This is a genomic window from Janthinobacterium aestuarii (genome assembly GCF_051380835.1).
GTDB classification, from domain to species: Bacteria; Pseudomonadota; Gammaproteobacteria; order Burkholderiales; family Burkholderiaceae_D; genus Janthinobacterium; species Janthinobacterium aestuarii.
Genome location: NZ_JBNYXU010000006.1, coordinates 284,999 through 297,707, shown reverse-complemented (window position 1 = coordinate 297,707; position 12,709 = coordinate 284,999). Strand labels below are relative to the sequence as shown.

The following is a 12,709-nucleotide window of genomic DNA, read 5'->3' as shown; positions in this document are numbered from 1 at the left end:
ATCAGGCGTGATTGGCGGGCACATAGCGCGCCCGCAAGCGCATGAACGGCGTTTCCACCAATGCATATAAAAGCCAGCCCGTGGCGATGCTGACAGCAATACTGACCAGTATCGCTGTGAGGCTATCGGCGCCATGGCCAACGTCTTGCAAATAGGGCCGCAATAAAATGCACAGCTGCTTGTGCAGCAAGTAAATCGCATACGACCACAGGGCCAGGCTGGCCGCGCCCGGCACGCGCAATCGATAGAGTGCGCTGGCGGGACTGAGCGCCGCGATCAGCAGCAGGGTAAAACTGGCGGCCAGGGCCGGATAGCCGAGCACCGTCACCCAGTAGCCATAGTGATCGTTGAGAAACACATAAAACATCAGCGCCGTACCCGCGATTCCGGCCAGCAAGCTGCGGTTGCCATGGGATGTCAGGCGCGCCCAGGCGGCCGGATGGTAATTCTTCAGCAGCGCCAGCGCCACGCCCGCCACCAGCTCGTCGAAGCGGCACCACGACGCGTAATAAATATACTTGTAATAGCCAAGGCCGCCGCGCGGCACTTGCACATACTCATCCCACAAATAGGCGCGCACCAGCATGCCGACAATAAAGCTGGCGGCCACGGCCAGCCACGCCCACAGCAAGGACTTGCGGCAAGCGGCGATCAGCAGCGCCACGGCCGGCAGCAGCACGTAGAACTGCTCTTCCACGCAGAGCGACCACGCATGGGAAAACGCCGTACCCGGCGTCAGATTGATGTTTTGCGTAAAGGTCAGGAATTTCCACAGCGGCAATAAGGCGCTATCGCCGCGAAACGCGGGCCACAAGTAATACAGGGCCAGCACGGCGTAAAAACTGGGCAAGGTGCGCAGGAAGCGCCGCGCATAGAAACGCGGCAAGGAAAAGCCGTGCTCGCTGCGCAAGGCCGCAAAGATCTGGTTGCCGATCAGGTAGCCGCTGAGGGCAAAGAACAGGTCCACGCCCACCCAGCCGATTTCGCCCCAGAAACCGAACGCCCCGCCCTCGCTGACGAACAGCAAATAATGGTTCATGAAGACGAGCACGATGGCCAGCGCACGCAAGGTATCGAGGCCGTACAGGCGGGAAGGATGGGAGGTGCTGGACATGGAATCGGCAAGGGAAAACAACGGTGGCGCCGATCATGCCATGCCGGGCCCAGCCATGTGCACATTTTTACGGGAGCCTGTGGCGAATCCCGCTAAAATATGCCGACCCCGCTTTCCCTTCCCTGATACACAATAGGATATGTCCAGCATGAGCAGCGCACTCCACTTCAAGTCCATCAACTACACGGGCCAGGGCAGCGGCCCGCGCCTGATCGTCACCGGCGCCGTACACGGCAATGAAACCTGCGGCACCAAGGGCATCCACCGCGTGATGGCTGAACTCGACAGCGGCGCCCTCTCCATCGTGGCCGGCAGCGTCACGTTCGTGCCCATCACCAACCCGCTTGCCTACGCCAAGGGCGTGCGCAGCGGCGACCGCAACCTGAACCGTAATCTTTTCCCCAACGACAATCCGCAAGATTTCGAAGACCGCATCGCCAACTGGCTGTGCCCGCTGCTGGGCCAGCATGACGTGCTGCTGGACTTGCACTCGTTCAATGCCGACAGCCAGCCCTTCGTCATGGTGGGTCCGCGCAACAACGATGGCCCGCTGCAACCGTTCAAGCATGAAGACAAGGAGCGCGCGCTGGCGCGCCGCCTGGGCGTGCGCCGCTTCGTCGATGGCTGGCTGCAAACGTATGGCGCCGGCGTACAGCGCCGCCTGGGCAGCAGCGACCAGGTGGGCATGGTCTTGCGCTACGGCGTGGGCACGACGGAATACATGCGCTCGACAGGCGGCTATGCGCTGACCCTGGAATGCGGCCAGCATGCGGACCCGGCCGCGCCGGACGTTGCCTACCGCGCCATCATGAACACCCTCGCCTTCCTCGGCTTCATCGACGCGCCGCAGCCGGAAGCCATCGCCGATGCCGACATGGAAGCGCTGAACATGGTCGTCGTACACGACAAGCTCGATGCGGGCGACCGCTTCATCAAGACTTGGTCCAGCTTTGACAAGGTGCAACAGGGCGAGCAGATCGGCGTGCGCGCGGACGGCACGCCAGTAACGGCCGAATTCGACGCCTATATCCTGTTCCCGGACGTCAACGCGCAAGCCAATGCCGAATGGTATTACCTGGCGCGGGTTGCAGCCAGCTTTTGATTAGTGGCCGACAGACTTGGAGAACAGGTTGATGACGAGCACGCCGGCAATGATCAGCCCCAGGCCGATCATTGCCGGCGTATCGAGGCTCTGCTTGAACCAGAACCAGCCGACGGCGGAAATGAGCACGATGCCCACGCCCGACCAGATCGCATACACGATGCCGGTAGGAATGACCTTCAAGGTCAGGGACAAACACCAGAAGGCGATGCTGTAGCCGACCACGGTGATGACACTGGGCCACAAGCGGCTGAAGCCCTCGGACGCCTTCAAGGCGCTGGTGGCGATCACTTCGGCGATGATGGCGATGGCCAGGTAGAAATAGGTCATGGCAAGACTCATGCTGGCCTCCTTTATTGTGGGCTGAGCAGTTTCAAGCCCAGGATGCCGGACACGATCAGGGCGATGCAAGCGATGCGCGCGGCGCTGGCCGGTTCGCCCAGCACCATGATGCCGAAGATGGCCGTGCCGACGGTGCCGATGCCCGTCCAGATGGCGTAGGCCGTGCCCAGCGGCAAGGTGCGCAAGGCCAGGCCCAGCATCACCACGCTGCCCACCATGGAAACAGCCGTCAGCACGGAGGGTACGAGGCGCGTAAAGCCGGCGCTGTATTTGAGGCCGATGGCCCAGCCGATTTCCAGCAAACCCGCCAATACCAGAATGATCCACGCCATGCTTTTCTCCCGAGGCGGCAGGGTCGTCCCCGCCATACAGCCCCCACATCGAGCGGGGTCGTCCCCACAGGAGCAAAGGGAAAAGTATACCATTGGGTGAAAAATCTTGCCCCAAGCACACTATCGCTAGTGCGGCTGCTCTAATCGAAAGTTGCCAAAAAACATGCACTTGGCAGCATAATTGCCGCATCCACTCACTTTCGGGAACGACGATGCTGCTACTGGCCCAAATCCTTACCGCCCTCATCCTGCTGCTGCACGTGTACATCGTGCTGCTGGAAACCGTGCTGTTCGATGCGCGCGGACGCAAGGTGTTTGGCCTGTCCAAGGAAAAGGCGGAGGTCGCGCGTCCCGCCATGTCGAACCAGGGCTGCTACAACGGCTTTCTCGTCGCCGCGCTGGCGTTGGGCTTTTTTCATCCGGACGCGGCCATCGCTTATGCGTTCACCGTGTTCGGCCTGGCGTGCATCGCCGTGGCCGGCGTGTGGGGCGCGGCCACCGTCATGACGCGCATCCTCTACCTGCAAACGGTGCCTGCCGTCATCGCCTTGCTGCTGTTCCACTTCGCCTGATGGCTGCCGGGGCGGCCAGCCGGCCGCCCTCCCCCGCTCCGTGCTGCCTGCGCATACCCCATATGGGTGATGTTTCCAAAAAACATGCCCGATACAATTCCTTGTAGCAATAAAAAAGATACCACCAGATACATGGTGGCACGTCACAGTCCACAGGGGAAACCATGCAAGCACATCCAACCACCTTTGCCGTCACTTTACTCGGCTGCCTCATGCTGTCCGCCTGCGGCGGCGGCAGCGACGACACCAGCTCGGGCAGCGGTTCCACCAGCGCCGGCGGCACCAGCGGCACCTCGGCAAACTGCCAGTACAGCAATCTGATCAGCGACGCGGAACGCAAGCAGGCCAGCACCTGCGGCATCCAGGTATCGGGCAACTATGCGCAGGCCGATTCCGGCTACGACAGCGTGATCGCCGCCTGCAAGCTGGGAGAAAAAACCAAGGCCGACGCCTACTACAGCGGCACGTACCAGAAAATGGTCGACTACGCGCGCAGCGTGAGCAAGGAACTCGGCTGCGGGCAAAACAATGGCACCACCTTGCCCAACAACACGACGGCAAGCAACTACAATTTCTGTGTCAAAAGCACCACCGTCAATGGTAAGCTCAGCTATGAAGGCGCTTGCTACGGCCCCGTCAAATCGGGCGAAGGCGGCTGTGGCAGCGGCTATAACTATGTGAGCCAGTACGCCAGCCTCAGCACGTGCACGTCCGGCGGCAAAAGCTGGCTGGAATCGCGTTAAGAAAGCCGGGCGGCCGCAGCAAAGGCCGCCCTTGTCCGTCTTGCCCACCGCTTGCCGCCATGAGGATCGCCAATGACGCCATCGCTCGCCGTCGCCAGCCAGGCACTGATTACCCTGATCTACGAAGCGGCCACGCAACATGGTGCCTGGTCGCAATTCCTGGCCGCCCTGGCGCAACAGTTGCAGTCGCACGCGGGCCTGATCTGGGCCAATGATTTCAGCAACCGCTCGGTCGATGTCCAGCTGCCGGGCAGCGGCCTGGCCGCCACGTATGGCTTCGCATCGGACGCCATGGCCAGCTTTGCCAGCTATTACGGTGCGCGCAACGTCTGGCTGGAAGACGCCTCCCTGCACCGCGAAGGCGCCGTCGTCACCGGTTCCATGCTGTTTCCCGACCATTGCCTGAAGAAAACTGAATACTGGACGGACTGGCTGCGCCCGCAAGACATCTTTTATACGGCGGCGGCCATCGTCGAATTGCGCGCCGAACGCTCCACCAACGTCACCGTGGTGCGCCGCGAACGGGCGGGCGCCTACGACGCGGGCGAGCTGGCGCTGGTGCGCAACCTGATGCCCCATCTGCAAACGGCGTTTGCCCTGCAGCGCAAGCTGCGCCGGCTGGAAGTGCTGTCCCAGAGTTCCACCCAGGTACTGGAATTGCTGCCGTTTGGCGTGCTGCTGCTCGACGCCACGTCGCAATTGCTGTACGCCAACGAGCGGGCGCTGGCCATGACGGCTTCGACGCGGCTGCTGCGGCTGCGCGAAGGCGCGCCCCTGTATTGCCCGCGCGAAGCGGACAACGGCGCGCTGCGGCGCTTGCTGCATAAGGCGGCGCAAACGGGCACAACGGCGGCAGGCGGCCCCGGCGGCGTGCTCAATCTGAACGGACTGACGGGCGAACAGCTGCGCCTGCGCGTCACGCCCCTGTCCTCCTGGCACAGCCCGTTCGGCTCGGCCAGCGCCATCGCCGTTTTCCTCAGCGACAGCAGTGACCTGATCACCTCCCTGGCCGCCACCTTGCGCAATTTCTATGGCATGACGGTGGCCGAGGCACGCCTGACGGAAGCGCTCGTCAACGGCTATTCTCTGCAGGAATACGCCGAACGTCAGCGCATTTCCATCCACACGGCGCGTACGCAGATCAAGAGCGCCACCGCCAAGGCCGGCGCCCAGCGCCAGGTGGATCTGGTGCGCATTGTGTTAACAGGTCCGGCCGTGCTGCAGCGCAATCCCCTTCCCGCCTGAACCCTTCAAAAATGCGTGCCGCCAGCACGCTTTTCATTTATATCGTAAGATAACCATATCGCAAAACAGCGATATTAGAATTGAACAATCACGATATATACATCGCTGAAAAGCGAATTGTATGTTCAGGAGAAACAATATGGATATCGACGCCATCCACAAGGCGCTGGCCAATCCCGTGCGACGGCAGATCCTGCAATGGCTGAAGGAGCCGGAACAGTATTTCCAGGAGCAGGATCACCCGCTGCATCTGGGCGTGTGCGCCGGCCTGATCGACCGGCGCCTGAACCTGTCGCAATCGACAGTGTCGGCGCACTTGGCCAGCTTGCAGAAGGCGGGCCTGATTTCGGCCACCAAGGTGGGCCAATGGAGTTTCTTCAGCCGCAATGAAGCGACCATTCAGACCTTTCTCGATCACATGCAGCAAGGTTTGTAACAGCAACCCCATCCACATCGCCGCACGCGGCACTCTCGACAGGAAAGACAACCATCATGGCAACTTTATTCGATCCCATCACCATTGGCAGCCTGCAACTGAAAAACCGCATCATCATGGCGCCGCTGACGCGTTCGCGCGCCGGCAATCCGGGCCGCGTGCCCAACGCCCTGATGGCCGAGTACTACACGCAGCGCGCTTCGGCCGGCATGATCATCTCGGAAGCGACGGCCGTCACGCCGCAGGGCGTGGGCTATGCCGACACCCCGGGCATCTGGTCCGAGGAACAGGTGGAAGGCTGGAAACACATCACCAAGGCCGTGCATGACGCGGGCGGCCTGATCGTGCTGCAACTGTGGCACGTGGGCCGCATTTCCGCACCGCTTTTCCTCGACGGCGACCTGCCCGTGGCGCCCAGCGCCGTCAAGCCGGCCGGCCACGTGAGCCTGGTGCGCCCGCAACAGGAGTTCGTCACGCCACGCGCGCTGGACACGGAAGAGATTCCCGGCATCGTCGAGGCCTACCGCCTGGGCGCGGAAAATGCGAAAAAAGCGGGCTTCGACGGCGTGGAAATCCACGGCGCCAATGGCTATTTGCTCGACCAGTTCCTGCAAGACAGCACCAACTTGCGCACCGACAACTATGGCGGTTCGATAGAAAACCGCGCCCGATTGATGCTGGAAGTGACGGACGCGTGTATCGAAGTATGGGGCGCGGACAAGGTCGGCATGCATCTGGCGCCGCGCCGCGATGCGCACGACATGGGCGATTCCGACCCGCGCGCCACCTTCGGCTATGTGGCACGCGAACTGGGCAAGCGCGGCATCGCCTTCATCTGCGCGCGCGAAGCGCTTGGCGACGACCGCCTGGGCCCGTACCTGAAGCAGGAATTCGGAGGCGTGTACATTGCCAACGAAAAAATGGACAAGGCGGCGGCTGAAGCCCTGCTGGCCAAGGGCGAAGCCGATGCCGTCGCCTTTGGCCTGTGGTTCATCGCCAACCCCGACCTGCCCATCCGCCTGCACAGCGACGCGCCGTTGAACCCGCTGAACCCGGCCACCCTGTACGCGCCGGACGCGGCCGGCTACACGGACTACCCGGCGCTGGCGGCGCACGGCTAAACGGCGCCCTGAACGGCACCCTGAGCAACAACTAGCGGCTCCCCTGGCGGCGGGCGCAACGATACGAACGCAAAGGACTGCGTGACGATCGCGGCGCCCGCCGTTTTGTCTGCGCTTCAGCGCCATCGGCGCCGTGCCGGCCGGGCCGGACGGCGCGCCTGCACGCTGCTGAAGACACGGCGTATCACCTCGGCCGGCACCGCGTGCTCGCGCAAGTAGGCCGTCGCCACCGTTCGCCCCAGCGCGTGATGAAACGCCACGCCCCGCTCGACAAGCTCGGCCATCACTTTGTCCGTTCGGACTTGCTGCCCATGTCCATCATCGATATTGTTTTTCATGCCACGGCTCCCTATCGGGTGGATCAACCTTGCATCAAGTTTTGACCACATTGTGCGCATTTAGTGCCCGGCACCGTGGCAAAGCATCGTTAAAATAGCAGCGGCAATCGCCCCGACACCGCATGAATAGCGGCCTCGGCTGCTTGTCGCCACCGCCAGCCCCGTATAGAATGCCTGCGCAGAAATTTTGCCTCAAGGAAAATGGCCATCAGCGCCATCCCATTAAGAATAGTGTCACTGAAGGGTATCAATGGACGATTTATTTGTACAAGCGGGCGACTTGCCGACCTGGCACCAGCGCTGCGCGCTGCGCGTGCTGCACCTGTTCGGCTGGCGCATGCGCTTTCGCCCCTTGCCGGGGCCGCGCGGCATCGCCGTCGTCTACCCGCACACGTCCAACTGGGATTTCATCGTCGGCCTGTTCGGCAAATGGGCGCTGTCGCTGCCGTTCCGCTGGCTGGCCAAGGATTCGCTGTTCCGCGGCCCCATGGGCAAGGTGCTGCGCTACCTGGGCGGCGAACCGGTCGACCGCAGCACCACCAGCGGCACGATACAGCGCCAGGCCGAACGCATGCTGGCCGCCGACTGGTACTGGCTGGCCATCACGCCGGAAGCGACGCGCAGCTACCGCCCGAACTGGAAAAGCGGCTTTTATCACCTGGCCGTGGCGGCCAAGGTGCCCTTGCTGCTGGTCTACATCGACTACCCGAACAAGGTGCTGGGCGTCGTCGACCATTTATATCTGACGGGCGACAAGGACGCCGACATGGCGGCGATTGCCGCCGTGTATGCGGGACACCAGGGCTTGCACCCTGAAAAGGCGGCGCCCATCGTGCTGTCGGAACGCCGCCCCGGCGCCTAGTTCCCGGACACAAGCAGGGTGATGGCAGCCCTTAGAACTCCAGCACCTCGCCATCTTCCGGAATGCGCACGCGGTCTTCAATACCATGTTGTTTGACATGTTCCCGCAGTTCTTTACGGCTCAACGTCATATGGTTAATCGCATCCATGTGGGTGGCGATAATGATCGCGTTTGGCATCGCCTGATAGACATGCAGCACATCGTCCTTGCCCATGATGATGGAACCGGTAAGGCCAACCATGCGCGCATCCCCGGCATTCAGGATAATCACGTCAGGCTTGAACTTTGCCAAAGTCCGATCGACCGCGCCATGCCAGACGGTATCGCCGACTACATACACCGTCTTGACACCAGGCGCTTGAAAGACAAAGCCCATGGCTTCGCCCAGTGCCTGGCCCAGCGGTTTGTTCGCGTACATTTCCTTCGTACCATGCTGGCCGCCCGTCTTGCTCAGCTGCACGCCGTCAAAGACCGTCTTCTCGCCAAGGATGCGGACATCGGTATAGCCTTGCCCGCGTATCAGTTTGGCGTCCGTTTCATTCTGCACGAACAGGGGAATGGCTTTGGGGATGAACTGCTGATCGCCGCCATCCCAATGGTCGAGGTGCGTATGGCTGACAATCACGGCATCAACGCCTTTCATGATGTCTTGCACAGGCAGCGTCAGGTCGACAAGCGGGTTCCTGAGCTGGCTATTGAAGGTGCCTGGAAATCCTGGATACGTCCCCTTCTTTGCCAGGAAGGGATCGACCAAGAACGTCTTGCCGGCATAGTGGATCTTGGCCGTGGCGTTACGGATTTGTTGCACTTGCACTGCCGAACTCGTCACGGTAGCTGGCGCGTTCGCGCCGGCCTGCGCAACTGAAACAGCTGTGCCAGCGGCCAGTGACAAAGCGATGATGAGGGCTTTCATTCGTTGCATGTTTTTGCTCCATTGATTAATGACTCGGTAGCAGCATTGTGGGCGCATCGGCATGTACTTAAAATTGACCCGCATGCCAATTATCGAAACTTTTGGGCCAGAAGCATGTATCCTGCTTCCATGATGAAAAAACGCCCTGTCGTGGCACTGATCGCCTATCCCAACTTCAGTCCCTTCCACTTTTCCGTACCCTACCTGGTATTCAACTCGGAACTGGCCGAAGGGCGCCTGTTCGACCTGATGATCGTGTCGTCCGGCGCTCGCCCCCTGACTGCCGAGCGTGCGTTAACCATGCATCCCGATGGCGGCCTCGAGCTGACGGAAACGGCCGACATCCTGATCGTGCCGGGCTGGCATGACCTGGACGCCCGTCCCGAAGCGGACTTGCTATTGGCGCTTTCACGGGCCCATGCGAGGGGCGCCCATGTCGTCGGCCTGTGCTATGGCGCCTATGCGCTCGCCTATGCAGGGTTACTCGACGGCAAGCGGGCTTCGACGCACTGGATGGCGGAGCAGGATTTCTGTACCCGTTTCCCACGGGTCAAGCTGGATATGAATGCGCTCTATGTTGACGAGGATAATTTGATTACGTCGGCAGGGACAGGCGCAGGGCTCGACTGTTGTCTGTATCTTGTCCGCAAATATTACGACTCCAGAACGGCCAACAAGGTGGCGCGAACGATGGTGATACCGCCGCACCGCGAAGGTGGGCAAGCTCAGTTCATTGAACAACCGGTCGCCGTATCGACCCAGGATGCGCAGGTAAATCTGCTGCTGGATTATTTACGCGACAACCTCGACAAATCCCACAGCGTCGAGGATTTGGCGGCGCGTACGGCCATGAGCCGGCGAACCTTTACACGCCATTTCAGCAAAGCAACTGGCATGACGTTCGTGGATTGGCTCGTCATTGAACGATTGCAACGCACGCGCGAACTGCTGGAAACGACATCGCTGTCCATCGAAAGAATCGCCGATGTTGCCGGGTTCAAGACGGCAACATCGTTCCGCCAGCATTTCAAGAAGCGTTTCCAGGTGAGCCCGAGAGACTGGCGCAAGACATTCGGAGATGAGCTGCTCATGCAAGCAGACCAGGCGTCACCTCCCGCTCTGTCCAAGTGACCGGCATTGGAGCCGTTTGCTTTCGTTCTTAATTCATCCCCATCAGCACCACGCCGGCGGCCGTCAAGGCCACGCCGGCCACCCGCAGCATGCGCTCGGCCAGCACCTGGCCGGTGAAACGTCCGGCCCACAGCAAGACAGCCGAGGCCAGCATGAAGCCGCAGGCGGCCGAGGCGGCCGGCAATTCCTGGCCGTGGGCATTGCCATGCGCCAGCGCGAACAGGCCCACCAATCCCATGCCCAGCCAGTTCGGCAAGGCCAGCGCCAGCGCGATGGCCAGGCCCACCAGCGCCACCGTGGCGGCGATGCCCGTTTCCAGCCCGGGAATCGTCAAGCCCGCCATGCCGGCCAGCGCGCCAAGCAACATCATGCCGAGAAACGTGGCGGGCTGGGCCAGGCCGCGGCGCTGCTGGCCGCCCCAAATGCCCACGCCCAGCATGGCTAGCAAATGGTCGATGCCCGTGAACGGATGGGCGAAACCGGCCAGGAAGCCCACGCTCTCGCCGTGGCCGGGGTGGGCCATCGCAGGCAAGGCCAGCAGGCACAGTGCAGCCACGGCGGCCGTTTTCTTCATCAGTCTTGCGCTCATTGCAGCTCCTTGCCTGGTTGATCGAGCAAACCTTGCTCGCGGATAAAATCGATGACCACCTGCACGCCGTCGCCGCTGCGCAGGTTGGTGAACACAAACGGGCGCGCGCCGCGCATGCGCTTGGCATCCTGCGCCATGATGTCCAGATTGGCGCCCACATACGGCGCCAGGTCCGTCTTGTTGATGATCAGCAAATCGGAGCGCGTGATACCGGGCCCGCCCTTGCGCGGGATTTTTTCGCCGCCCGCCACGTCGATCACGTAAATCGTCAGGTCCGACAATTCCGGGCTGAAGGTGGCGGCCAAGTTATCCCCGCCCGACTCGACGAGGATCAAGTCAAGCTCGGGAAAATCGGCCTGCATGCGCGCGATGGCTTCCAGGTTGATGGAGGCATCCTCGCGGATCGCCGTGTGCGGGCAGCCGCCCGTTTCCACGCCCATCAGGCGCTCGGCCGGCAAGGCGTCCGCGCGCAGCAGGATTTCCATGTCTTCCTTGGTGTAGATGTCATTCGTGATGACGGCCATGTCGTAGCGCTCGCGCATGCCCTTGCACAGCATTTCGCACAGGGCCGTCTTGCCCGAGCCGACGGGCCCGCCGATGCCCACGCGCAGCGGATTGGAGGTGATCGATGTCATAGTATGGTCTCTCGTTGTAGTGTTCAGGAACGGTACAGGCGGCTGTATTGCACTTCGTGGCGCATCGACAGCAGCGACAAGCCCGGTGCCCAGTTGCCCATTTCGTCGTCTGGCAAGGTTTGCGCCGTCAACGCCGCCGCTTCCAGGTCGGGCCGCAGCGACAGCAATAGCCGCTGGCCCGCCACCTGTCCCAGCGGCACGGATTTCACGCAGACGAGCACCTGGTTTTCCGCCCAAGCGAACAGCATGGCCAGCAGCGCCTCTTCGCGGGGAATCGCCAGTGCCGCCACGGCGCAGGCATACGCGGTAGGCAAGGCCACTTCCGGCTGGCCCTGCAGCATGTCGATCAGGACGCCGTCGGCCACGCCCAGTTCGGCCAGCAGCTTGGTCAAGGAATAGCCCATCTGGATGGTTTCGGCGCGAAATTCCGCGGTGTCGCGCGACGCGATGAAACGCTCGCTCCAGCGCTGCACGGCGCGCAAATCCTGTTCTTCAAACGCCTGCATTAGCCGCCAGCACAGGGGCGCTTCCCAGCGCGCCACCACCTGCGCCAGATGCTCGGCGATCCATTCGCGCGCCGTGGCCGCGTCGTGCACCAGGCTTGACTCCAGCGCCGCTTCCAGCCCCTGCGAATAGCTGTAGGCGCCGATCGGCAAGGCCGGGCTGGCGAACTGCAGCAAATGCAGCAGGGCCGATGCCTGCATCACGCAGCGCCTGGCACATCGCCGGGACGGTGGATTTTCTGCCGCAGCGGCACGGGCGCCAGCAAGTGCTGGCCGTGGCCGTCGTGGTGGCCATGGCCGCCGCCGTACGCACCCGCCTCTGGCTCGAACGGTGCGCTTTCTTCCGTCACCATCGCCTGCAAGCCTTCGAGCATCTCCTTCAATACGACGTCCTTGCGGATGCGCAAAAATCCGTCGCCCACCTGCGCCTGCGTGTGGCGGTTGCCCAGGTGGAAAGCGCAGCGCAGCAGGGTGTGCGCATCGGCGCAGCGCACCAGGTAGGTCGGCTCGCGCGCGGCAACGATCTGCACCACCTGCCCTTCCGGCCCCGTCATGCGTTCGCCGTCGCGCAGCACCGTGCCGCGCACGGTGAACACGGCCACGTCGTCGCCATTCGACAGCACGGCGCGCAGGCGGCATTTTTCGCGCTGGTCGTAGGGCAGAACCAATTGCGCAAACGGTGTGCGCTGGTCTTCTGGTCCCAACTTGGTATGCAAAGTCAGCATGCTTGT

17 protein-coding genes are annotated in these 12,709 nt (G+C 62.2%); 8 read left to right on the top strand and 9 right to left on the bottom strand.

Annotated elements, in window-relative coordinates:
- Position 1 precedes the first annotated feature (1 nt).
- On the bottom strand, positions 2–1,114 hold the full coding sequence (locus ACQ4WO_RS17930; protein ID WP_436482605.1) for an acyltransferase family protein: 1,113 nt from the start codon (positions 1,112–1,114) through the stop codon (positions 2–4).
- Positions 1,115–1,253: 139 nt separating this feature from the next.
- Here ACQ4WO_RS17930 and ACQ4WO_RS17925 point away from each other — a divergent pair, with 139 nt between their 5' ends.
- Complete coding sequence (locus ACQ4WO_RS17925) at positions 1,254–2,216, top strand: M14 family metallopeptidase (RefSeq protein ID WP_436482604.1); 963 nt, start codon at positions 1,254–1,256, stop codon at positions 2,214–2,216.
- Here ACQ4WO_RS17925 and ACQ4WO_RS17920 read toward each other — a convergent pair whose 3' ends face one another.
- Positions 2,217–2,546: an SMR family transporter gene (locus ACQ4WO_RS17920; RefSeq protein WP_436482705.1), complete on the bottom strand. Its 330-nt coding sequence runs from the start codon at positions 2,544–2,546 to the stop codon at positions 2,217–2,219.
- A gap of 23 nt (positions 2,547–2,569) precedes the next feature.
- Positions 2,570–2,890, bottom strand: a complete 321-nt coding sequence (gene sugE / locus ACQ4WO_RS17915) for a quaternary ammonium compound efflux SMR transporter SugE (RefSeq protein WP_046684095.1) — start codon at positions 2,888–2,890, stop codon at positions 2,570–2,572.
- Between the two features lie 212 nt (positions 2,891–3,102).
- On the opposite strand from sugE, the gene ACQ4WO_RS17910 reads away from it, so the two are divergent.
- The 5 genes from ACQ4WO_RS17910 (at position 3,103) to ACQ4WO_RS17890 (ending at position 7,007) form a co-directional block, all read left to right on the top strand.
- On the top strand, positions 3,103–3,462 hold the full coding sequence (locus ACQ4WO_RS17910) for a DUF1304 domain-containing protein (protein ID WP_436482603.1): 360 nt from the start codon (positions 3,103–3,105) through the stop codon (positions 3,460–3,462).
- 164 nt (positions 3,463–3,626) lie between these two features.
- The gene (locus ACQ4WO_RS17905) at positions 3,627–4,205 is read left to right on the top strand and encodes a hypothetical protein (protein ID WP_436482602.1); all 579 of its coding nucleotides are present in this window, start codon (positions 3,627–3,629) and stop codon (positions 4,203–4,205) included.
- Between the two features lie 72 nt (positions 4,206–4,277).
- Positions 4,278–5,450, top strand: a complete 1,173-nt coding sequence (locus tag ACQ4WO_RS17900) for a helix-turn-helix transcriptional regulator (protein ID WP_436482601.1) — start codon at positions 4,278–4,280, stop codon at positions 5,448–5,450.
- 139 nt (positions 5,451–5,589) lie between these two features.
- Entirely contained in the window at positions 5,590–5,886 is a 297-nt protein-coding gene (locus tag ACQ4WO_RS17895; RefSeq protein WP_436482599.1) for an ArsR/SmtB family transcription factor, read from the top strand.
- Between the two features lie 56 nt (positions 5,887–5,942).
- A complete protein-coding gene (locus tag ACQ4WO_RS17890) occupies positions 5,943–7,007 on the top strand; it encodes an alkene reductase (protein WP_436482598.1) in 1,065 nt (354 codons plus the stop codon).
- Between the two features lie 116 nt (positions 7,008–7,123).
- On the opposite strand, the gene ACQ4WO_RS17885 is transcribed toward ACQ4WO_RS17890, so the two are convergent.
- Positions 7,124–7,345 (bottom strand): hypothetical protein, encoded by a 222-nt coding sequence (locus tag ACQ4WO_RS17885; RefSeq protein WP_034751929.1) that lies wholly within the window; start codon positions 7,343–7,345, stop codon positions 7,124–7,126.
- Between the two features lie 250 nt (positions 7,346–7,595).
- Here ACQ4WO_RS17885 and ACQ4WO_RS17880 point away from each other — a divergent pair, with 250 nt between their 5' ends.
- Positions 7,596–8,207 carry a 1-acyl-sn-glycerol-3-phosphate acyltransferase gene (locus tag ACQ4WO_RS17880; protein WP_034751930.1) on the top strand — a complete coding sequence of 204 codons (612 nt, stop codon included), beginning with the start codon at positions 7,596–7,598 and terminating at the stop codon, positions 8,205–8,207.
- Between the two features lie 31 nt (positions 8,208–8,238).
- Here ACQ4WO_RS17880 and ACQ4WO_RS17875 read toward each other — a convergent pair whose 3' ends face one another.
- Positions 8,239–9,129 carry an MBL fold metallo-hydrolase gene (locus tag ACQ4WO_RS17875; protein ID WP_436482597.1) on the bottom strand — a complete coding sequence of 297 codons (891 nt, stop codon included), beginning with the start codon at positions 9,127–9,129 and terminating at the stop codon, positions 8,239–8,241.
- A gap of 105 nt (positions 9,130–9,234) precedes the next feature.
- Here ACQ4WO_RS17875 and ACQ4WO_RS17870 point away from each other — a divergent pair, with 105 nt between their 5' ends.
- Positions 9,235–10,251 carry a GlxA family transcriptional regulator gene (locus ACQ4WO_RS17870; protein WP_436482595.1) on the top strand — a complete coding sequence of 339 codons (1,017 nt, stop codon included), beginning with the start codon at positions 9,235–9,237 and terminating at the stop codon, positions 10,249–10,251.
- A 28-nt stretch (positions 10,252–10,279) separates the two neighbouring features.
- Here the strand turns inward: ACQ4WO_RS17870 and ACQ4WO_RS17865 are convergent, their stop codons facing one another.
- The 4 genes from ACQ4WO_RS17865 to ureE are packed head-to-tail and all read right to left on the bottom strand — an operon-like array spanning position 10,280 to position 12,703.
- Positions 10,280–10,840 (bottom strand): HupE/UreJ family protein, encoded by a 561-nt coding sequence (locus ACQ4WO_RS17865; RefSeq protein WP_436482593.1) that lies wholly within the window; start codon positions 10,838–10,840, stop codon positions 10,280–10,282.
- Positions 10,837–11,475, bottom strand: coding sequence for an urease accessory protein UreG (ureG, locus tag ACQ4WO_RS17860; protein WP_070304690.1), 639 nt, complete (start codon positions 11,473–11,475; stop codon positions 10,837–10,839). The genes ACQ4WO_RS17865 and ureG overlap by 4 nt, the downstream gene beginning before the upstream one ends.
- Positions 11,476–11,498: 23 nt before the next feature.
- The gene (locus tag ACQ4WO_RS17855) at positions 11,499–12,179 is read right to left on the bottom strand and encodes an urease accessory protein UreF (protein ID WP_436482592.1); all 681 of its coding nucleotides are present in this window, start codon (positions 12,177–12,179) and stop codon (positions 11,499–11,501) included.
- A complete protein-coding gene (gene ureE, locus ACQ4WO_RS17850) occupies positions 12,179–12,703 on the bottom strand; it encodes an urease accessory protein UreE (RefSeq protein WP_436482590.1) in 525 nt (174 codons plus the stop codon). The genes ACQ4WO_RS17855 and ureE overlap by 1 nt, the downstream gene beginning before the upstream one ends.
- Positions 12,704–12,709 lie beyond the last annotated feature (6 nt).